General features: G+C 65.9%; 21 protein-coding genes. 13 read left to right on the plus strand and 8 right to left on the minus strand.

Features of this window, described 5'->3' with window-relative positions:
- Positions 1 to 66: 66 nt before the first annotated feature.
- Positions 67 to 927, minus strand: coding sequence for an Rv1157c family protein (locus CH295_RS16155; protein ID WP_052047746.1), 861 nt, complete (start codon positions 925 to 927; stop codon positions 67 to 69).
- Between the two features lie 303 nt (positions 928 to 1,230).
- Here CH295_RS16155 and CH295_RS16160 point away from each other — a divergent pair, with 303 nt between their 5' ends.
- The gene (locus CH295_RS16160) at positions 1,231 to 2,451 is read left to right on the plus strand and encodes a mannosyltransferase (RefSeq protein ID WP_094741287.1); all 1,221 of its coding nucleotides are present in this window, start codon (positions 1,231 to 1,233) and stop codon (positions 2,449 to 2,451) included.
- Here CH295_RS16160 and CH295_RS16165 read toward each other — a convergent pair.
- The gene (locus tag CH295_RS16165; protein ID WP_094741288.1) at positions 2,393 to 2,677 is read right to left on the minus strand and encodes a 4a-hydroxytetrahydrobiopterin dehydratase; all 285 of its coding nucleotides are present in this window, start codon (positions 2,675 to 2,677) and stop codon (positions 2,393 to 2,395) included. The genes CH295_RS16160 and CH295_RS16165 overlap by 59 nt on opposite strands.
- A 14-nt stretch (positions 2,678 to 2,691) precedes the next feature.
- On the opposite strand from CH295_RS16165, the gene CH295_RS16170 reads away from it, so the two are divergent.
- The gene (locus CH295_RS16170) at positions 2,692 to 3,105 is read left to right on the plus strand and encodes a (deoxy)nucleoside triphosphate pyrophosphohydrolase (RefSeq protein ID WP_094741289.1); all 414 of its coding nucleotides are present in this window, start codon (positions 2,692 to 2,694) and stop codon (positions 3,103 to 3,105) included.
- On the opposite strand, the gene CH295_RS27830 is transcribed toward CH295_RS16170, so the two are convergent.
- Positions 3,083 to 3,259, minus strand: coding sequence for a hypothetical protein (locus CH295_RS27830; RefSeq protein WP_094633883.1), 177 nt, complete (start codon positions 3,257 to 3,259; stop codon positions 3,083 to 3,085). The genes CH295_RS16170 and CH295_RS27830 overlap by 23 nt on opposite strands.
- 175 nt (positions 3,260 to 3,434) lie before the next feature.
- Here CH295_RS27830 and typA point away from each other — a divergent pair, with 175 nt between their 5' ends.
- The 5 genes from typA (at position 3,435) to CH295_RS16195 (ending at position 8,983) form a co-directional block, all read left to right on the plus strand.
- A complete protein-coding gene (gene typA / locus CH295_RS16180; protein ID WP_037191470.1) occupies positions 3,435 to 5,372 on the plus strand; it encodes a translational GTPase TypA in 1,938 nt (645 codons plus the stop codon).
- Positions 5,373 to 5,478: 106 nt separating this feature from the next.
- Entirely contained in the window at positions 5,479 to 7,260 is a 1,782-nt protein-coding gene (locus tag CH295_RS16185; RefSeq protein ID WP_037191471.1) for an ABC transporter family substrate-binding protein, read from the plus strand.
- A gap of 77 nt (positions 7,261 to 7,337) precedes the next feature.
- Complete coding sequence (mshB, locus tag CH295_RS16190) at positions 7,338 to 8,261, plus strand: N-acetyl-1-D-myo-inositol-2-amino-2-deoxy-alpha-D-glucopyranoside deacetylase (protein WP_502694508.1); 924 nt, start codon at positions 7,338 to 7,340, stop codon at positions 8,259 to 8,261.
- A 44-nt stretch (positions 8,262 to 8,305) separates the two neighbouring features.
- Positions 8,306 to 8,464 carry a hypothetical protein gene (locus CH295_RS27835; RefSeq protein WP_170945935.1) on the plus strand — a complete coding sequence of 53 codons (159 nt, stop codon included), beginning with the start codon at positions 8,306 to 8,308 and terminating at the stop codon, positions 8,462 to 8,464.
- A 66-nt stretch (positions 8,465 to 8,530) separates the two neighbouring features.
- Entirely contained in the window at positions 8,531 to 8,983 is a 453-nt protein-coding gene (locus CH295_RS16195) for a hypothetical protein (protein ID WP_037191473.1), read from the plus strand.
- Here CH295_RS16195 and CH295_RS16200 read toward each other — a convergent pair.
- The 4 genes from CH295_RS16200 to CH295_RS16215 all read right to left on the minus strand — a co-directional run bounded on the left by CH295_RS16200 (position 8,910) and on the right by CH295_RS16215 (position 12,675).
- The gene (locus CH295_RS16200; RefSeq protein WP_094741290.1) at positions 8,910 to 9,605 is read right to left on the minus strand and encodes a uracil-DNA glycosylase; all 696 of its coding nucleotides are present in this window, start codon (positions 9,603 to 9,605) and stop codon (positions 8,910 to 8,912) included. The genes CH295_RS16195 and CH295_RS16200 overlap by 74 nt on opposite strands.
- Position 9,606: 1 nt before the next feature.
- Complete coding sequence (locus CH295_RS16205) at positions 9,607 to 11,055, minus strand: PH domain-containing protein (protein WP_094741367.1); 1,449 nt, start codon at positions 11,053 to 11,055, stop codon at positions 9,607 to 9,609.
- Positions 11,056 to 11,132: 77 nt separating this feature from the next.
- The gene (locus CH295_RS16210; protein ID WP_037191476.1) at positions 11,133 to 11,612 is read right to left on the minus strand and encodes a PH domain-containing protein; all 480 of its coding nucleotides are present in this window, start codon (positions 11,610 to 11,612) and stop codon (positions 11,133 to 11,135) included.
- Between the two features lie 19 nt (positions 11,613 to 11,631).
- Positions 11,632 to 12,675: a zinc-binding metallopeptidase family protein gene (locus tag CH295_RS16215; protein ID WP_094741291.1), complete on the minus strand. Its 1,044-nt coding sequence runs from the start codon at positions 12,673 to 12,675 to the stop codon at positions 11,632 to 11,634.
- A gap of 149 nt (positions 12,676 to 12,824) precedes the next feature.
- Here CH295_RS16215 and CH295_RS16220 point away from each other — a divergent pair, with 149 nt between their 5' ends.
- The 5 genes from CH295_RS16220 (at position 12,825) to CH295_RS16240 (ending at position 18,451) form a co-directional block, all read left to right on the plus strand.
- Positions 12,825 to 15,365 carry a bifunctional FO biosynthesis protein CofGH gene (locus tag CH295_RS16220; RefSeq protein ID WP_502694504.1) on the plus strand — a complete coding sequence of 847 codons (2,541 nt, stop codon included), beginning with the start codon at positions 12,825 to 12,827 and terminating at the stop codon, positions 15,363 to 15,365.
- Between the two features lie 38 nt (positions 15,366 to 15,403).
- A complete protein-coding gene (locus tag CH295_RS16225) occupies positions 15,404 to 16,162 on the plus strand; it encodes a hypothetical protein (protein ID WP_094741293.1) in 759 nt (252 codons plus the stop codon).
- 113 nt (positions 16,163 to 16,275) lie between these two features.
- Positions 16,276 to 16,599: a ferredoxin gene (gene fdxA, locus CH295_RS16230; RefSeq protein WP_008714223.1), complete on the plus strand. Its 324-nt coding sequence runs from the start codon at positions 16,276 to 16,278 to the stop codon at positions 16,597 to 16,599.
- Between the two features lie 5 nt (positions 16,600 to 16,604).
- Entirely contained in the window at positions 16,605 to 17,708 is a 1,104-nt protein-coding gene (gene dapC, locus CH295_RS16235) for a succinyldiaminopimelate transaminase (RefSeq protein WP_094741294.1), read from the plus strand.
- A 125-nt stretch (positions 17,709 to 17,833) separates the two neighbouring features.
- Positions 17,834 to 18,451 (plus strand): LysE family translocator, encoded by a 618-nt coding sequence (locus tag CH295_RS16240; protein ID WP_094741295.1) that lies wholly within the window; start codon positions 17,834 to 17,836, stop codon positions 18,449 to 18,451.
- 109 nt (positions 18,452 to 18,560) lie between these two features.
- Here the strand turns inward: CH295_RS16240 and CH295_RS16245 are convergent, their stop codons facing one another.
- Entirely contained in the window at positions 18,561 to 18,989 is a 429-nt protein-coding gene (locus CH295_RS16245; protein ID WP_037191484.1) for a hypothetical protein, read from the minus strand.
- Between the two features lie 2 nt (positions 18,990 to 18,991).
- Between CH295_RS16245 and CH295_RS16250 the strand changes: the two genes are divergently transcribed.
- On the plus strand, positions 18,992 to 20,407 hold the full coding sequence (locus CH295_RS16250) for an acyl-CoA synthetase (protein ID WP_094633878.1): 1,416 nt from the start codon (positions 18,992 to 18,994) through the stop codon (positions 20,405 to 20,407).
- The last annotated feature ends 32 nt before the right edge of the window (positions 20,408 to 20,439 follow it).

The raw sequence follows: 20,439 nt of genomic DNA on the forward strand, positions 1-20,439 counted from the left end.
CCAACAGTTCGCCCCCGGCTTCTCATGGAAGCCGGGGGCGAACTGCGTCGGTGGTGCAGCTACGAGCTACGGAACGTAGACCGTACCGATGGTGGGCAGGAAGGTGCAGCTGCGCGGCGCTGCCGCCGGGTCTTCCTTCGACTGCGTGGTGATCGAACCGGAGACGACCGACAGGACGCGTCCGGGGCCGGTGTCGGCAATCGCGGACAACGTCGCCGGACCGTCGGCGTTGATCATGGCCGCGCCGGTCAGATCCTGGGTACCCGAGCGACGGTTGTCGATGTTGAGCCAGGTCACCGTCAGAGGGGCTGCCTGCTCTGCGGCGATCGGTGCGGTGCCGAGGGCGGTGAAGACGAAGCCGGCCTGGCCTGCACCCGGTCCGGGAGGCGGCAGAGTGGCGGGGCCGGGTACGGCCAGAGCGGTTCCGACGGAATCTGCGGTGTCGGAGATGCACCCCATGCCGAGCGTCGGGTACAGGAACTGGGCGATGACGGGTCCGTCGGCCGGCAGGTCCGGTCCGCCGCCGCCGGAGCCGTCCAGGAACGTGATGACGCGCTCGAGCAGGGCCTTGACCTGGTCCGGCAGCTGCGCCGTCTCGAGCAGCGCGCGGGCCTGACCCAGCAGGTCGGCGGCCGGAGCGGCTCCCACATCGGCGGGTCCGGCTGCGGCACCGAGAATGGCCGGTGCGAACGAGGCGAGTGCTTCCACCTCGGCCAGGTTGGGCATGGGCTCACCGGGAGCGGGAAGGAACTGAGCGATCAGAGCAGCGGGATCGGCCGGTGCTGCGGGCAGATCTGCCGGTGCCATCGGCACCAATGGCTGTGCGGATGCGCTGGTCGGCACGACTAGTGCGGCGGCTGCGGCTACGGCCAAGGCTGTAACTACGCGACGCGTTCCGCGGGTACGAAGCACGGTGATATTCCCCATTCTGATCATGACGCGGGCCCACGGCGACAGCCGGTGCTCGAGGGGTCACTCTATGTAGCGCAATCCCCGATGTACAGCTGTTGTCGATCGAGCCCTCCCCCGTCGCATCTATGCCAGGGCAGTCCATTGGTCACACGCTGCGAATTCTCCGCAGACGCACACGATAACCTGTTACTGAAGTTATCAGTGTGAAAGGTGATACAAATGTTACTCGGCTGCATCCGTGGTTGGGGTGCGTGAGCGGAGCCCTATAAGCTCGACGATCGATACACGGCATCGATACCGAACGGAACCGCACGCACAGTGAACCGACTTGTTCGGCTGGCCCCCGTTCTGCTCGCGGTCTCGGTGATCAGCCGATTCGTCTGGGCCTTCGCGACGCCCAACGGAATGAACCTCGTGGACCTCCACGTCTACGTCGACGGCTCCGCGGCACTGCTCGGCGGCAATCTGTACGACTACACGTATTCGGTACAGACCCCGGACTTCCCGCTCCCGTTCACGTACCCGCCGTTCGCCGCGCTCGTGTTCTTCCCGCTGCACTACCTGCCGTTCACCCTCGTCGGTGTCCTGTGGCAGGCCGCGACCATGATCGCGCTGTTCGCCGTGGTGAGGCTGACGCTGTCGATGGTTCTCGGCGGCGAGCGCGCCGCCGAACCGCGCTGGGTGCGCATCGCACTGTTGTGGACCGCGCTGGGGTTGTGGTCCGAACCCGTGCGCACGACGTTGGACTACGGCCAGGTCAACGTGTTCCTGGTGCTGCTGGCGATTCTCGCGGTACGCAGCAGCAGGTGGTGGGTGGCAGGCGGATTGGTCGGCTTCGCTGCCGGAATCAAGCTGACCCCGGCCATCACCGGTCTGTACTTCCTGGCCACGCGCAGATGGAAGGCCGCGGCGTTCTCGGCAGTGGCCTTTGCGCTCACCGTTGCGGTCAGCTACGCGGCGCTCGGACACCAGGCGGCCACCTACTTCACCACGCTGCTGGGCGATGCCGACCGTATCGGCCCCGTCGGCTCGGTCTGGAATCAGTCCCTGCGCGGAGCGCTCAGCCGAATCGCGGGGGAGGACGTCGGGCAGGGCCCGCTGTGGATCGTCGCCGCCGTCGTCGCGACCGGACTCACGATCGCGGCATGGCGTGCGATCGGACGCGAAGACCACCTGGGCACGCTGGTGATCGTGCAACTCTTCGGCTTGCTGATCTCGCCGATCTCCTGGTCGCATCACTGGATCTGGGTGATTCCGATGGTGATCTGGCTCGTGCACGGGCCGCTGCGCGGCGTCGCCGGGGCGAAGATCGTCGCGGGCTACTGGTTGGTGACGGTGACCGTGGGGGTGCCGTGGCTGCTCAGCTTCTTCCAGGAATCGATCTGGACCATCCCCCGGCCCGCACTCGAGGCGTGGGCCGGTGCTGTCGACGTCGTGGGAGCGGCTCTGTTCCTGGGCTGGGTCGTCTATGCCGGACGCGTCACGAAGGCCCGACCAGTGAGTCGATCCGACGTGCCAGATCCACATCCTTCTGCGTGAGACCGCCGGCAGAGTGCGTGGACAGCGTGAACGTCAGCGTCCGCCACCTGATGTCGATGTCGGGGTGATGGTCCGCCTCCTCCGCGGCGTCGGCCACGCGGTTCACCGCCTCGATCGCGGCCGGAAACGACGCTAGCTCGACGGTGCGAGTCAGCGATTTTCCGAACACGGTCCATTCGGCGAGTCGGGCGTCCTCGATGTCACGGTCGGTCAGCAGTTCGGTCATAGAAAGATGGTGGCATGTCCGGTAGACCCACCGCTGTGGTTGTCGCAGCCGCGTTGACGCACGACGGCAGCCTGCTACTCGCGCAACGAACCCGTCCGCCCGAGTTGGCGGGCCTCTGGGAACTGCCCGGCGGCAAGGTCGAGCCGGGGGAGTCGGAGGACGCGGCTCTGGTGCGCGAGCTGCGTGAGGAACTGGGCGTCGAGTGCTCGATCGGAGCGGCGCTCTCCGGCGACGTCGACCTGCCCGGTGGGCTGGTGCTGCGCGCCTACCGCGCTTCACTCATCTCGGGAATGCCTGCAGCGCTGGAACATTCGGCCCTGCGGTGGGTGGATGCGGCGACGCTGCCGACGATGGATCTGGTCGACGCGGATCGGCTCTGGCTACCCGAACTTCAGCAGATTCTGCTCACTTCGCCCGGGCGGTCTTGAGGCCCTTCTTCAGGTCCTTCTTGGTTGCGCCTGCCGACTCGAGCTTCTTCATTCGCATGATGACCACGGGGCAAGTGATGCACCGAACCTTCTTGCGACAGCATTTTTTCTTGGGCTTCATCCCCGAGACATCTACTGCCTTTATCTTGCCCATGAGCACCAAGACTAATGGGTGGCGCAGGTCACAGACCTGAGGGTGGCGCGGGGTACCGTCGGACTACGGGTAAACTCGATCAGTCGCGAGAACCTCGCGGTGCAGCGCGCTTCTCTAGCGACATAAGCCCGCTAGCGAACAAGAGCCCGCATTCGACTCCAGGAGAATTTTTCGCGTGAGCGCCCCAAGCAGTGCAGACAACATCGACAGCACCACCACTTTTCGCAACGTAGCCATCGTTGCACACGTCGACCATGGCAAGACCACCCTGGTCGACGCCATGCTCCGGCAGTCAGGCGCGTTCGAGGAACGTGCCGAAGCGATCGACCGCGTCATGGACTCGGGTGACCTCGAAAAAGAAAAAGGCATCACGATCCTGGCCAAGAACACGGCCGTTCACAAGCGCAATGCCGACGGCACCATCACCGTCATCAACGTGATCGACACCCCCGGCCACGCCGACTTCGGCGGAGAGGTCGAGCGCGGCCTGTCCATGGTCGACGGCGTCGTCCTTCTCGTCGACGCATCCGAGGGCCCGCTTCCGCAGACCCGCTTCGTCCTGCGCAAGGCGCTCGCCGCCTCGCTCCCGGTGATCCTGGTCGTGAACAAGACCGACCGTCCCGACGCGCGTATCGAAGAAGTCGTCTCGGAGAGCCACGATCTGCTCCTCGACCTCGCGTCCGACCTCGACGACGAAGCGTCCGAGGCAGCCGAGCTCGCCCTCGACCTTCCTGTTCTCTACGCCTCCGGCCGTGAGGGCAAGGCGTCGCGTGTTCAGCCCGAGAACGGCAACGCGCCCGACGCCGAGAACCTCGACGAGCTGTTCGAGGTGCTGCTCAACTACGTCCCCGCTCCCAAGGGCAACGTCGACGCACCGCTGCAGGCGCACGTCACCAACCTCGACGCGTCGGCCTTCCTCGGCCGCCTCGCCCTGGTGCGTATTCACAACGGCCAGCTCTCCAAGGGCCAGACCGTGAGCTGGATGCGCGAGGTCGACGGCGAGCCCGTCGTCCAGAAGGCCAAGATCACCGAGCTGCTCAACACCATCGGCGTCGAGCGCGTCCCCGGTGAGCGCGGCGTCGCAGGCGACATCGTCGCCGTCGCGGGCTTCCCCGACATCATGATCGGCGACACCCTCGCCGATCTGGAGGACCCGGTCGCGCTGCCTCGCATCACCGTCGACCAGCCGGCCATCTCGGTCACCATCGGCACCAACACGAGCCCGCTCGTCGGACGCGTCAGCGGCCACAAGCTCACCTCGCGCATGGTCAAGAGCCGTCTGGACCAGGAGCTCATCGGTAACGTCTCGCTCAAGGTCCTCGACATCGGTCGCCCCGATGCCTGGGAGGTCCAGGGTCGTGGCGAGCTGGCGCTGGCCATCCTCGTCGAGCAGATGCGTCGCGAAGGCTTCGAGCTCACCGTCGGCAAGCCTCAGGTGGTCACCCAGCAGGTCGACGGCAAGCTGCACGAGCCCTTCGAAGAGCTCATGGTCGACACACCGGAGGAGTACCTCGGCGCGGTCACTCAGTTGCTCGCCGCTCGCAAGGGCAAGATGGTGCAGATGACGAACCACGGCGCAGGCTGGGTTCGCATGGAATTCATCGTTCCCTCGCGTGGCCTGATCGGTTTCCGCACCGAGTTCCTCACGGACACGCGCGGCACCGGTATCGCCAACGCCGTCTTCCACGGTTACGCACCGTGGGCCGGTGAGATCCGCGCCCGCCACACCGGTTCGCTCGTCTCGGACCGTCACGGCACCGTGACCCCGTTCGCGATGATCCAGCTGGCCGATCGCGGCACGTTCTTCGTCGAGCCGGGCGCGGACACCTACGAGGGCATGGTCGTGGGCATCAACCCGCGTCAGGAAGACCTCGACATCAACGTCACCCGCGAGAAGAAGCTGACCAACATGCGTCAGTCCTCCGCAGACGTCATGGAGACCCTGGCCAAGCCCAAGAAGCTGGATCTGGAAATGGCCATGGAGTTCTGTGCAGGCGACGAGTGCGTCGAGGTGACCCCCGAGGTCGTCCGCGTCCGCAAGGTGCACCTCGACTCCAACGAGCGCGCCCGTGAGCGTTCGCGTAGCAAGACTCGCGACAAGGCTGCTCTGTAAGACTCACTTCGTGCGGCAGAAGCGACGTGCCACCCTCGCGGTGCGCGTCGCTTCTGTCGCAGAAGGTAGCCGACTACGAAGGAGATCCTCGTTGCGCAAGGTGCTGATGCCGACGGTTCTGGTTTCTGCCATCGCTCTGGTACTCACCGCGTGCACTGCGGATCCGCCGCCCCCGATCGAGAGTGTCGAGACTCCGGTCAGCACGACGATGGTTCCGGCCGAGACCGGTGACCCGGTCGTCGTGGCCATCGACGACGTCGGTATCGGGTTCAACCCACATCTTCAGGCAGATCAGTCGCCCGCCACTGCAGCGGTGAGTTCGCTGGTGCTGCCCAGCCCGTTTCGCCCGGTCCGGAACCCCGACACCGGGGTGACCACCTGGGAGCCGGACCTGTCCTTACTGGTCTCGGCCGAGGTGACGTCGCAGTCGCCGTTCACCATCCGCTATCAGCTGCGCAACGAGGCCCAGTGGTCCGACAGCGCACCGATCGCCGCCGAGGACTTCCGCTACCTGTGGCAGCAGATGATCACGCAGCCCGGTGTCGTCGATCCGGCGGGGTACGCCCTGATCAGCGACGTGGCGTCCTCGGGCGGTGGCAAGACTGTCGACGTGACGCTCTCGTCGCAGTATCCGGCCTGGCAGCGACTGTTCGCCGATCTGGTGCCCTCGCACCTGCTCAAGGACTCACCCGGCGGTTTCCAAGGGGGCCTGACGGACAACGTGCCGGTCTCCGGTTCCCGGTTCAACATCAAGACCGTCGACCGGGGTCGGGACGAGATTCTGCTCGAACGCAACGACCGATTCTGGGACCGACCCGCATCACCCGACCAGATCCTCATCCGCCGCGGGGGAACCTCCGCTCAGCTGGCCGACTCACTGCGGTCCAGTGACGCGCAGATCGCCCAGGTTCGCGGGGGCTCGGCTCTGCGAGCTCAGCTGTCCGCAATTCCCGGAGTGCGAACCGACACCATCAGGCAGTCACGCGTGCTGTCGATGACGGTCAACGGTCGAGCTCCCAACATGTCCGATTCTGCTGTGCGGCAAGGGATATTCGGTCTTCTCGACCCGAATCTTCTGGCCACGGTCGGAGCAGGCGGCGGCGCGACGGATCTTCGGGCGGCGGCGCAGCTGTCCTCGCCGTCGGATCCCGGCTATTCCGCGACCGCTCCTGCCCCCATCGGCAGAACGGCCGCCCTCGATCTGCTCGACCGGGCCGGGTTCGTGCCGACACCCGACGCAGTGGTGACATCCACACCGAACCCGAGCGCAACGACCACCGCCGCGCCGACGACGAGCCCCGACCCGACGAGCACGGGCGCTCCGGCTCCGAGTGTCACCCGCCTCGCGGACGCGACCGGTACCGCGTTGCGGTTCGTGATCGGTGCCGTCGAGAACGACGACATCGCGCTCGCGGTCGCCGGGACCGCCGCCGACGAACTCATCGGCGCGGGCATCGACGCCACCGTCACGCCACTGCCCGCCGACGAGCTGTATTCGACGGCGTTGACCGACGGAACGGTCGACGCGGTGGTCGGATGGACCAGCGCCGGAGTCGACCCTGCGACGGCCCTCGCCTCACGGTTCGGCTGCGTCGACGAACCGGCCGACGGCAGTGGCAACGGCGTCGAGGTGCCGCGCAACCTGTCCGGACTGTGCGTTCCGGAACTGCAACCGACGATCGACAGGGCACTGGTGAGCGGACTCGAGCCGTCCGTGGCCACCGACGACGTCGAGCCCAAGCTGTGGTCGCTGGCGTCGACGTTGCCGATCATGCAGGACTCGTCCGTGGTGGCTGCCGTTCCCGGAATCACCGGCGTCTCGCTGACCGGCCCGGTGGAGGTCGGGATCTTCTCCGACGCAACGCAGTGGATGCGGACACCCCGATGACCGAGCCCGTCGACACGAACGACAACGACACAGCGAGCAGCGGAGCCATGACGAACAAGTCGACGAGCGAGCAGACGATGACGGAGCCTGCCATCACGGAGCCTTCCATGACGGAGCCGCAGCGGTTGCTCCTGGTGCATGCGCATCCGGACGACGAGACCATCACCACCGGCGGCACCATTGCTCACTACGTTCGAGCCGGGGCGGACGTCACGGTGCTCACCTGCTCACTCGGTGAGGAAGGGGAAGTGATCGGTGAGACGTGGGCCGATCTGGTCGTCGACCGTGCCGATCAGCTCGGCGGCTATCGAATTCTGGAATTGCATCGCGCTCTCGCGGCGCTGGGGTGCAACCCGCCTCGGTTCCTCGGTGGAGCCGGTCGTTGGCGAGATTCGGGAATGGCCGGTACGTCTGCTGCCCGCAAGCCGCGTGCGTTCGTCAACGCCGATCGCGACGAGGCTCTCGGAGCGCTCGTCGCGGTGATGCGTGAGCTCCGACCGCAGGTGGTCGTCGGATACGACCCCGAGGGCGGCTACGGCCATCCCGATCATCAGCAGGTGCACTCGTTGGTGACCGAGGCCGTCGAGGTCTGCGGGACGGATTCCCACCCCGGGGCCGGGTCGCCCTGGGAGGTGTCGAAGTTCTACTGGACCGTCACCGGCCATGATCAGTTGCAGGCGGGACTCGCAGCCATCGAGGAGATTCCCGCGCACTGGAGAATGCCCGAGGCCGGCGAGCTACCCAGCGTTCCCGAGAACACGATCACCACCGGCATCGACATCCGCGGTGTACTCGACGCCAAGCGCGACGCACTGCGCGCACACGCCACTCAGGTCACCGTTGCGCCGTCGGGTAGTGAGTACGCACTGTCCAACGACATCGCCCAACCGATACTGCTGGACGAGCAGTACGTGCTCGTCCGCGGCGAACTCTGCCCCGATGAGACGGGCAGGGAGAACGACCTGTTTGCCGGCGTACTAGGCTGTGCTTCGCATCACTGAACGAACCACAGCATGAATCTCATCACAGCAGGGGCGGAACACACATGTACAACTTCGTAGTGCAGGACGCGATCGTGGCGTTCGTCGATTCTCTCAAGCCGCAGTTCGGCGCACAGGCAGATCTGTACCAGTACGTTCTGGGCCAGATCGCCATGGGTGCGAGCAACTTGCTCACCTCGCTGGGATACCCGCCGGTTTCCTGAGGGCCGATGCCCGGTTTCTCGGATGCGATGCACTGAAACAACCCGGGCCAAGGCAGTATTGGGTGCATGATCTCGAAGGCCGCATCCAATACTGTCGCCCTGGTGTCCTGGGCGACCGTCGCAGTACTGGTGTTCGACGGCTTCCTGTCCGGGATTCTGTCGGTCTTCTTCCTTCCGACCTATCTCGGGTCGGTGCAATTCCCCATCAGCGCAGTGCTGGGCGGAATCGCCAACGTCGCCTTGGTCCTGGCCGCACGCAAAGTAGCGGAACGGCCGATCTGGGTGGCGTCACCGCTCTTCGGATGGCTGTTCGCAATCGTGCTGTGCATGCTCGGTGGTCCGGGCAACGACGTTCTTCTCCTCGCCGATTGGCGCACGATGCTCCTCATCGTCGCGGGTGCAGGCCCGGCGGGAGTGTTGCTGTTCATGTTCCGCATGAAGGCGATCACAGCAGGCCTGCATGCCGACCCGCATCCCGCAGCACATCCTCGATCATCGTCGGAGTCAACAGTCCGGTGAAGGTGTTTCGCTGGCTCACGTGATAGCTGGCGAACACGGTGATCGACCCCAGGTCGAGCTCGACTCCGTGCCCGAATTTCGGTGCAGGCCTGGGTATCTCCCATCCGTTGGCCGCCAGCATGGGCAGCAGGGACTGCCAGCCGAAGGCTCCGAGGACCAGCACCGACCGCAGCGTCGGACGCAGCAACCGTAATTCGTCGTCCAGCCAGGGCTTGCATCTGTCGCGCTCGGCAGGAGTCGGCTTGTTCTGCGGCGGAGCGCAGTGCACCGGTGCCGTGATGCGAACTCCGTTCAGTGTCAACCCGTCTCCGATGTGCGTGGCGGTGGGTTGGCTGGCCAGACCGACCGCGTGCATCGCGCGATAGAGAACGTCGCCGCTCCTGTCCCCGGTGAACATCCGACCGGTGCGGTTGGCACCGTGCGCTGCCGGGGCGAGTCCGACGATCGCCATCGATGCATCGGCCGGGCCGAAGCCCGGAACTGCCTTGCCCCAATATGTTTCGTCGGCGAAGGCGGCGCGCTTCTCGGCGGCGACCTGCTCGCGCCACCGCACCAGGCGAGGGCAGGCGCGGCACCCGGACACGGCGAGGTCGAGTTCCTCGATGCTCTGCGGCCGCGTCATCTCAGGTTCGTTGCAGCCAGACGTCCCCGGCTCCGGGGGTGACGGCGTCGATCATCGCCCACGCGTTCTCGATGGGGATGTCGATCACCTCGTAATGTCCGACGCCTGCGGGAGTCGCAGCGACGATGGTCGCCACCCCGGCGCGACGCTGAAAGAACGTCTGCCGCACGGTCCAACCGATGATGCCCGCGGCTTCGAGGCTGTGGCGAGTCCTGTCGAGCGAACCGTGTCGGGTGATGAGCCAACCGGGCAGCACCGCATGGCCGAGGCCGCGGAAGCGATCGTGAGCGAGCCCGAATGCGGCAACGAACAACACCCCGAGTGCGATCCACGCCAGGACCGGGATCGGTGCACCGACGTACTGTGCAACTCCCAGGCCGGCGGCGATGACCAGCAGGGGGAGCACTGCCCGGGTGTAGCGGCGTCGACGCGCTGCGGGTCCGTGCTGGAGCAGAGGACGATCGGCACTACCGTGCAGTCCGGCCTCGCCGAGCACGGTGGTCATCATGCGTAGCGCCTCGGCGCGTGGGGCCTGGGGGAGCAGCAGCGACGATTCTTTCTTCTCGGCGCTGACGCCGGTCATGATGGCGTCCAGCCTGGCACCACCGGCCGCACGCAGCAGCAGCGGTTCGGACAGAGAGGTGCCGCGTAGCCGCTTGCGATCGAGTGTCGACTGGCGAGTGCGCAGCAGTCCGTGGCTGACATGCATGGTGCGTCCCTGGTCCGTCACCGTCAGATTGGCGTAGGTCAGCAGGTAGCGGACGCACGCGAAGACGCTCGACACGACGAGCAGTGCCATCAGCGCCACGACGACGAACATCGCGATTCCGAATCGCTCCGCTGAGTCGATGCTGTTGGAGACCACCGACGATTTCGCCAGTGTCTGCCCGAGTCCGTACTGGAACAGCACGCCGACGGCCGCAGCGATGGTGACGATGCCGGTGATGGAGAACGGCGCGAACCGCACCCACGAGAACTGCCAGTGCGCAATCTCCACGCCGGAATCCGCTGGTGCGCTGGATGTTCCGTCGGTCGTCGGAATCTGTCCCGAGACTCGCTGCAGCAGATCTTCGCGCAGTGCAGGCACCAGTGAGGTGTCGAGGGCGTTGAGCTCGAATGCCTCACCCCTGCCTGCCTGTTGGCCGGTGCCGATGCGCAGGATGGACAGGCCGAGTACGCGATGCAGGACGTTCGCTTCCACGTCGACCGATCGAATTCTGTTGCGCGGAATCGAGAGCACCTTCTTCTGCAACACCCCGGTGCGCAGTTGCACGTGCACCGGGCCGATCCGGTAGCTGGTGGTGAACCACCGCAGAATCGCGAACACCACGACGACCGCGAGCAGGCCGACACTCCAGAAGTGGTTGCCGCTCTGGCTACCGACGAAGAACGAGATCAACAGCACCGGCAGAATCTTGATGCCCTCGTTCACCGGATGTACCAACAACATGCGCTTGTCCAGGCGCAGCCACGGCTGCTCCTCCTCGACGGCGAGCAGTTCTGCCTGGTACTGCGGGTCACCGGCGGTCACGTTGCGTCCCCGACGGTACGGCCGGCGATGTCGGTCAGTCGCGCGACCGTCTTGTCCGCGACATCCTGATCGAGCGCGGTGATCTTCACCGCGCCCGCGGACGATGCCGTCGTGACGGTGACGGTTGCCAACCCCAACAGCCGGTCGAGCGGTCCGCGTTCGGTGTCGACGGTCTGCACCCGCGAGATCGGCGCGATGCGTCGCTCCTGGCTCAGCCAGCCGGTGCGGGTGTAGACCGCGGTGTCGCTGATCTCCCAGCGATGCACGCGGTACCGCCACTGCGGCACGACCGCGATGTGCAGGGCCGCCAAAACCACCGTCGCCGCGAGAACGGCAACGTGGGGCCACGTCGTCGCATTCGAGTCGACGACGGCCCAGACGATCTGGGCGACGAAGATCGGTAGCCACAGCAGACCGGCACTCAGAGCCCAGAGCAGGCGTGCACGCGGAGACGGTTGCCACTGTGGATCGGTCATCGTTGTCACGGGTGCAAACCTAGCCGTCCGTTCGTGCCGCGGTCGTGACGACGCGGTGCACGAACCGCAACTTCTCGTGCACCGGTTGCGGAATGATGAAGGGATAGAGGTCGCCCTTGCCCATCGACCTGTTGACCCTGTTGAACACTCCCGACAGGATCTGCCAGTCCTCGAGGATGTCGTCGAGATCTGCGTCGTGATAGCTCGTTCGAGGAGCGACATCGTCTCGCATTGCCCAGGCCGCCAGGTCGGCGCGCAGCATCACTCCGGACTCGGCCGCAGTGGCCAGTGTGTCGGTGATGTGCAGGTAGTGGGCGAAGCACTCCGCGAAGTCCTCCCACGGATGCATCGTGGCGTACTCCGAGATGAAACTCTGCTGCCAGTCCTCGGGTGCACCGAACTTGTAGTGACGTGCGATCGCGTCCGAGTAACTTGCGCGCTCATCGCCGAACAGCACTCGACAGTCGTCGATGAGCGGACCGTTCTCGACGAGGATGTTCTCGTAGTAGTGGCCGACCTCGTGCCGCAGATGACCGAGCATGGTCCGATACGGTTCGCGAAGCCGCACCCTCAAGGCCTCGCGGTGTGCGTCGAGGGACTCCGCCAGGTCGATGGTGATGACACCGTTGGCATGGCCGATGGTGACCTGCTGACCGGATGTGCGGGAAGACAACAGGTCGAATGCCAGGCCGCCGTCACGCTGTCGGTACGAATCGACGGGTAGGCCCAGATCCAGCAGCTGGAAGAGAAGCTGACGGAGGGAAGCGGACGCGTCGGCTAGCTTTTCGAGTGCGATCGTGTCGTCGCTCTCGGGCCTGCGGCGTATGAGACGGCCCGCCGCACACTGCCCACTGCCGGAGTCCTCGGCAACCAGCCAGTTGCACTGCCACGACCAGTTGACGCAACGGTGCCAGCGCACCCCGTCGACGACGACCTCGTCGTCCGGGATCGCGACCAGGGTTCTGGACGGGAGATGAAGGCCGAGGAGCGTCGAGCACGATGGGCAGCTCTGCGACTCGAAGGGGGCGAGTCGGCCGCAGGCCGGGCAGGCGAAAGCGCGCATGAACAGGAGCTTCCCACGATGGCGTGCGCTTTCCCGCCCGTACGAACGAGGGCGACCTGAGTCGTTACCGAATGGCGACGTTCGGATCGGCGACGGACTACCGACCCCTGCGGTGGCACGTGCGTACCAGGAAGGCGCATGATCGTTGGGTGACTTCTCTACCGGACTCCGTACCAGCTCCCTCCGCGATGCGACGAGTGTTGCGCCGCGCCCGCGACGGAGTGTCTCTCAACGTCGACGAGGCCACGGTGTTGCTGCACGCCCGTGGCGAGGATCTGACCGATCTGATGGCGTCGGCGTCCCGGGTGCGTGATGCGGGACTCGAATCCGCAGGCCGGCCGAAGACGGTGTCGTACTCGCGAAAGGTGTTCGTACCCATCACGCGGTTGTGCCGCGACAAGTGCCACTACTGCACATTCGTGACCGTGCCGGGCAAGTTGAATGCCGCAGGCCACGGGATGTTCATGGATCCCGACGAGATCATCGACGTCGCTCGCAAGGGTGCCGCACTCGGGTGCAAGGAAGCGCTGTTCACCCTCGGTGACCGGCCGGAGGAGCGGTGGCCGGAGGCCAAGGCGTGGCTCGACTCCCGCGGCTACGACTCGACCCTCGACTACGTGCGCGCCATGTCGATCAGGGTGCTCGAGGAGACCGGTCTGCTGCCACATCTCAACCCCGGAGTGATGTCGTGGCAGGAACTTTCGCGACTCAAGCCCGTCGCCCCGTCGATGGGCATGATGCTCGAGACCACCTCGCGTCGGTTGTTCGAGGAAAAGGGGCAGGCGCACTACGGCAGCCCCGACAAGGATCCCGAGGTTCGGCTGCGGACCTTGACCGACGCGGGTCGTCTGAACATCCCGTTCACCACCGGAATTCTGGTGGGAATCGGCGAGACGCTGCGCGACCGCGCCGAGTCGATCATGGCAATTCGTAAGGTGCACAAGTCATTCGGGCACGTGCAAGAAATCATCGTGCAGAACTTCCTGGCCAAGTCCGATACCGCGATGCGGTCCGTGCCCGATGCAGGTCTCGAAGAATTCCTGGCGACGATCGCGGTGACCCGCATGGTGGTCGGCCCGTCGATGCGGATTCAGGCCCCGCCGAACCTCGTCGCAGCGGAGGAAACCGCAGCGTTGCTGGGCGCAGGCGTCGACGATTGGGGTGGCGTCTCGCCGCTCACTCCCGATCACGTCAATCCCGAGCGGCCGTGGCCGAATCTCGACACCCTGGCCGAACTGTCGGCGTCGGCCGGTTACACGCTCGTGGAACGTACTGCCGCGCAGCCGCAGTACGTACTGGCCGGTGCTCCGTGGATCGACCCGCGGATCTCCGCGCACGTGCGGGCCCTCGCCGATCCCGAGACCGGCATGGCGCGCGAGGGAGTGAATCCGACGGGTCTGCCATGGCAGGAGCCGGACGAGGAGTGGGAGTCCTCGGGCCGGGTCGATCTGAACACCGAGATCGACACCCAGGGCCGCAACACCGAGACCCGCTCGGATCTGGCGAATGCCTTCGGCGACTGGGAGTCCATTCGTGAGCAGGTGCGCGATCTCGCCGGGCTCGAGCGGGTGGATCGCGACCTGGTGTCGGCGTTGACGGCAGCGGAGAAGGACCCGGCCGGGTTGTCCGACGAGCAGTACCTCGCGCTCGCAACGGCCGAGGGCCCGGGAATGGATGCCGTCGCCGCGCTCGCCGACGATCTGCGCAAGCAGGTCAACGGAGACACCGTCACCTACGTGGTGAACCGGAACATCAACTTCACCAACATCTGCTACACCGGGTGCCGCTTCTGCGCGTTCGCCCAGCGCAAGGGCGACGCCGATGCCTTCACCCTGTCCACCGCCGAGGTCGCCGATCGAGCGTGGGAAGCGCACGTCGTCGGTGCGACCGAGGTCTGCATGCAGGGCGGCATCGACCCCGAACTGCCGGTGACCGGGTACGCCGATCTGGTGCGTGCGGTCAAGGCCAAGGTGCCGTCGATGCACGTGCACGCGTTCTCGCCGATGGAGATCGTCAACGGCGCATCCCGCGGCGGTCAGTCGATCCGCGAGTGGCTCACCGAACTCCGGGCAGCCGGGCTGGACTCGATCCCGGGTACGGCCGCGGAGATCCTCGACGACGAGGTCCGCTGGGTGCTCACCAAGGGCAAGCTGCCTGCTGCCGAGTGGATCGAAGTGATCACCACCGCGCACGAGGTGGGCCTGCGGTCGAGCTCGACGATGATGTACGGCCACGTCGACAATCCGTCGCACTGGGTCGGTCACCTCAACGTGCTCAAGAAGATCCAGGACAAGACCGGTGGGTTCACCGAGTTCGTGCCGCTACCGTTCGTGCACCAGTCCTCGCCGTTGTATCTGGCCGGGGCCTCGCGACCCGGCCCGACCAACCGGGACAACCGCGCGGTGCACGCCCTGGCCAGGATCATGCTGCACGGCCGAATCGACAACATCCAGACATCGTGGGTGAAATTGGGAATCACGGGTACACAGGCGATGCTGAACGGAGGCGCGAACGATCTGGGCGGGACCCTGATGGAGGAGACGATCTCACGGATGGCGGGTTCGCAGAACGGTTCGGAGAAGACCGTCGCGGAGCTGCACGAGATCGCCGACGGCATCGGACGACCGGTTCGTCAGCGCACCACCACATACGACCCGGCCCCGGCCGTGTCGGTTGCCGGCCTGATCTGACCCTCGGGTCCCTCTTCTCGAAATGGAGCTTGTCTGACATGGACGACCGTCGCGTCGCCGCGGTGCTGAGCAGCGCCGTCGCCATCATTCATCCCGTGCTGGACATCCTGGCCACACGGGACCCGATCGGACTCAAGGGGCGGACGTTCCGCGAGTCCTCTGCGGACGATTCGACCCTCGACAACGTCATCGATTTCCTCGCGAAAGCCTTCGACACCACCGACTTCCCCGGCACCGCAGGCTGGGAGAAGCTCGACAGTGACGCTCGCTCGCAGTGGTGGGTCAATCGCATCGGTGCCCTCAACACCGTTGCCGTCGCATTTCCCGGTGTGTTCGGCATCCTGGTCAACCGGCTGCCGATCCAGGATCTGCTCGGGTTCGCCAACCAGGCGATGGTGCTCGTGGCCGTGGCGCGCGAATCGGGTGTGACCGACCGCGAGACGCACGTGGAGCTGCTCGGATCGGTGCTGTGCAAGCGTGATCTGACGTCCCTGGCCGACAGTGTTCCGGCGAAGAAGGAAGAGTCCCCCAAGTCGGGTCCGTTCGCGTTGCTGCGCGGCATGTGGCAGATCGCGAACGTGCTGCGCGACGTCTCCGGTGAGTTGGAGAAGCGTCCGCATCCGCGTGGGGTCTACCGCGTCCTCGGTGCCATCCCGCTCGTCGGAGGTGTCGCCGGATATCTCGGCGAGCGCGGCGCTCTCTCGCGTGCTGCGAAACAGGGACGTAAGTGGCTCGCCGCCCACCGTAAGGCCGCTGCCATCGGCGAAAGCTCACCGGCGAAGCGACTGCGGGGATAGCCGCCCGAGCCAGGTGAGGTCACCCTGCTCGGTTTGCTTCAGGTTCGGACGGCGATACTAGGATGCTCAGGGCGCGCGAGCGCCCACGATCGATACAGGAGGGGAGAGCAGCAGTGACTTACTCGATTGCAGAACCGTGCGTAGATGTACTGGACAAAGCGTGCATCGAAGAGTGCCCGGTGGATTGCATCTACGAGGGTAACCGAATGCTGTACATCCACCCCGACGAATGCGTCGACTGCGGAGCCTGCGAGCCGGTGTGCCCCGTCGAGGCCATTTTCTACGAGGACGACGTTCCCGAGCAGTGGAGCGCGTACGTAGGTGCCAATGTCGACTTCTTCGACGACCTGGGATCTCCCGGCGGAGCGGCGAAGCTCGGCAAGACCGACTACGACCCTCCCTTCATCAAGGCTCTGCCTCCCATGGGCGAGAACTGACGATCTTGGTGCGCACAGCGGTGGCAGCGGGGCTGCCCGATTTTCCATGGGACTCGCTGACCGCCGCCAAGGAGAAGGCCTCGGCTCATCCGGACGGCATCGTCAATCTGTCGGTCGGTACACCGGTGGATCCGGTCGCAGAGGTGATCCGTGCAGCGCTGAATTCTGTTGCGGATGAACCCGGTTACCCGACGACCGTCGGCACCGTGGCGCTGCGGGAGGCCGCGGTGGCGGCGCTCGAGCGCCGCTACTCCATCACCGGCATTTCGACCGACGCAGTGTTGCCCGCCATCGGCACCAAGGAAATGATCGCCTGGCTGCCGACTCTTCTCGGCCTGGGGCCCGACGACCTGGTCGTCATCCCCGAATTGGCATATCCCACATACGAAGTGGGGGCGCTGCTAGCAGGGTCGCGGACGATCCGGGCCGACGGCCTCAATCGACTGGGGCCCGAGCGTGCGTCGCTGATCTTCGTCAACTCACCGTCCAACCCGACCGGCAAGGTGCTCGGAGTCGATCACCTGCGCAAGGTCGTCGATTGGGCCCGTGAACGTGACGCGATCGTCGTCTCGGACGAGTGCTACCTCGGTCTGACGTGGGATGCCGACGCCGTATCCGTCCTCGATCCGCGTGTGTGCGACGGTGATCACACCAATCTCCTTGCCGTGCATTCGCTTTCGAAGACCTCGAACCTGGCCAGCTACCGCGCCGGCTTCGTGACCGGAGATGCCTCCCTCGTCGCCGAGCTGCTCGAGGTGCGCAAGCACGCGGGCATGATGGTGCCGTTGCCGATCCAGGCCGCCATGACCGCTGCACTGGCCGACGACGAGCACGAGAACATCCAGCGCGAGCGATACCGCGCCCGTCGAACGACTCTGAAGGCGGCCGTCGAGGCAGCGGGATTCACCGTCGATCACTCCGAGGCCGGGCTCTACCTCTGGGCAACGCGGGGCGAACCGTGCCGCGACACCGTCGACTGGCTCGCACAGCGCGGAATCCTCGCCGCACCCGGGGAGTTCTACGGTCCCGACGGTGCCCACCACGTGCGCATCGCACTGACGGCTACGGACGAGCGCATCGAGGCTGCGGCCGGTCGCCTGCGCGGGTAGTCGGGTTTCTCTGGTGCGCTGAGCGTCCACTATTCGGCCCGTCGAGCGGGATCCCGTTTCTCGACTCGAATTGTGGACACTCACGTCGGTTGGCTCCGGCTCCGCCGGGGTGTTCTCATATAGCCGTGACCCTCAGCCTGCTGCTCAGCTTCGCCGGTGTGTGCTTCCTGCTGGCGATTCTGCCCGGGCCCGATTCGTTTCTGGTGCTTCGCTACAGCATCGGCGGCCTCAAGCCCGGCATCGCCGCAGCGATGGGCGTCGCGATCGGCGGACTGTTCTGGGCCGTGCTGGTGGCCGTCGGGCTGGCGGCGATCGTCGAGCAGTCTGCGACGGCATATCGAGTGGTCAAAGTCCTCGGCGGCCTGTACCTGCTGTATCTGGGCGTCAAGGCTTTCCGCGCTCGACGGAAGAACAAGGTGGCCGGCGAGCCGCTCGTGCCGGTCGCTGCGTCCGCGTGGTCGGCGTTCGGCGCCGGAGTTCTCTCGTGCGCGCTCAACCCCAAGGTAGGACTGTTCTACCTTGCGGTGGTGCCGCAGTTCCTGACCGTGGTCACCTTCACCGGTGCCATGACGCTCGGGCTGGTCGAGGTGGTTGTCGCCGCGCTGGTGATGGGAGTGTTCTCCGTTCTCGCCTCACGCGCGGTCGCGCTGCTGCGCAAGCCCGCGGTGACCGACTGGATCGACCGCATCAGCGCCGGAATCCTGGTCGCACTCGGTATCGGAACCGTCGCGTCCTCGGCCTAGATCTCGCAAACGCGCGCGCACTTGCCATACGCGCGCAGAATCGTGACGCGAAACCGCTCGCGTTCAGCAAACGCGCGCGCGTTTGCGAGGACCAGAGGTGCCGCGTGGATCACGGCTCGAGGTCCGGCTCGCCCACATCCCAGCCGCCGCGTCGGATACGCAGGATGTAGACCAGCTCGTTGCTGCCGAACGCCTCGACGGTGGTGAAGCGTTTGGGCTCGGTGTTGACCTCGGGATTGCGTGCGTGAGCTTCCTCGTAGAGCTGAGTGGCTCGAAGATCGGCCAATTCCACTCGGGTCCAGAAGTCGTCGGACTGCACCGAGTAGACCAGCCGTGGTGCGCCGTCGGTGACGTGCGCGATATCGATGTCGTCGTCATCGTCCGAATCGGAGTCGTCGAGGTCCAGGTCGAGGTCGTCCTCGGAATCTGTGTCCTGCTCTGCGTCGGTTCCGATCAGATAGACACCCGCCTGCAGGTCACCGGCGGCGACCGTCATGTACTCGGCGTAGTCGCCGGTGTCGATTCCGTCCACGTCCATGTATGTACGGTAGCCATGTGCTGCTTCGTTCACTGAACCCACTCGCCGTTGCGCGAGGAGACGATATTCCCGACGCCATCACGATCGATGGGGTCTCGCTCTCCCGTGCCGATATCCTGGGCGCCGCGACGTCCGTGGCCGAGCGCATCTCGCGAGCCGACCGCCTCGCGATCTACGCGACACCGTCCGTCAAGACCGTGCTCGCCGTCGTGGGCGCACTCATCGCCGGTGTCACCGTGGTGCCGGTTCCGCCCGATGCCGGGGTGGCCGAACGTGAGCACATCCTCCGCGACTCGGGCGCGCAGGCGTGGCTCGGTGAAGCGCCTCCGGATACCTCCGGGCTCGAGGTCCTGCCGGTGCGTCAACATGCACGGTCGTGGCACAGCTACCCCGAACCGCAGCCGTCCTCGGTCGCGTTCGTGCTCTACACCTCCGGTACCACCGGCCCGCCGAAAGGCGTCCTGATCTCGCGTAGTGCCATCGCCGCCGGCCTGGACGCGTTGGCGCAGGCCTGGGCGTGGACTGGGAAAGACACTGTGGTGCACGGGCTTCCGTTGTTCCATGTGCACGGTCTCATCCTCGGCGTCCTCGGCCCACTGCGAGTGGGCAGCCCGCTGATCCACACCGGCAAGCCGACGCCCGAGCTCTACGCAGCCGCGCGCGGATCCCTGTACTTCGGGGTGCCGACGGTGTGGTCGCGCGTTGCCGCGGACGAGGCGTCGGCCCGCGCCCTGTCCGGTGCCCGACTGCTGGTGTCCGGCAGTGCGCCGCTCCCGGTCCCGGTGTTCGAGAAGCTGCGTGAACTCACCGGCCAGGCTCCCATCGAGCGATACGGCATGAGCGAAACCCTCATCACCATCAGCACCCGCGCCGACGGGGAGCGTCGAGCAGGCTCGGTGGGACTGCCGGTCGCGGGCGTCGAGACACGGTTGCGTGGTGAAAAGGGCGAAATCCTGCCCCACGACGGCGAATCCATCGGTGCACTGCAGATCCGGTGCCCCATGCTGTTCGACGGCTACCTGAACAACCCCGAGGCGACGGCCGCGACGTTCACCGAGGACGGGTGGTTCGACACCGGAGACGTCGCTCTCATCGAGCCCGACGGGTTCCACCGCATCGTCGGGCGCGCCTCGACCGATCTGATCAAGTCCGGCGGGTATCGCGTCGGCGCAGGGGAGATCGAGACGGTGTTGCTGGGGCACCCGAGCGTCGACGAGGTGGCCGTGGTCGGTGTGCCCGACGACGATCTGGGCCAGCGCATCGTGGCGTTCGTCGTCGGCACCGATGTGGAAGATCGAGTGCTGATCGATCTGGTGGCCACCGAGCTGTCGATTCACAAGCGGCCCCGCGAGATTCGCGTCGTCGACTCCCTTCCGCGCAACGCGATGGGGAAGGTCCAGAAGAAGCTGTTGTCATAGTCGTCAGCGAGGGCGCGAGGCGGCGGTTAACG

The organism is Rhodococcus sp. 14-2483-1-2, from assembly GCF_002259405.1.
Classification (GTDB): Bacteria; Actinomycetota; Actinomycetes; order Mycobacteriales; family Mycobacteriaceae; genus Rhodococcoides.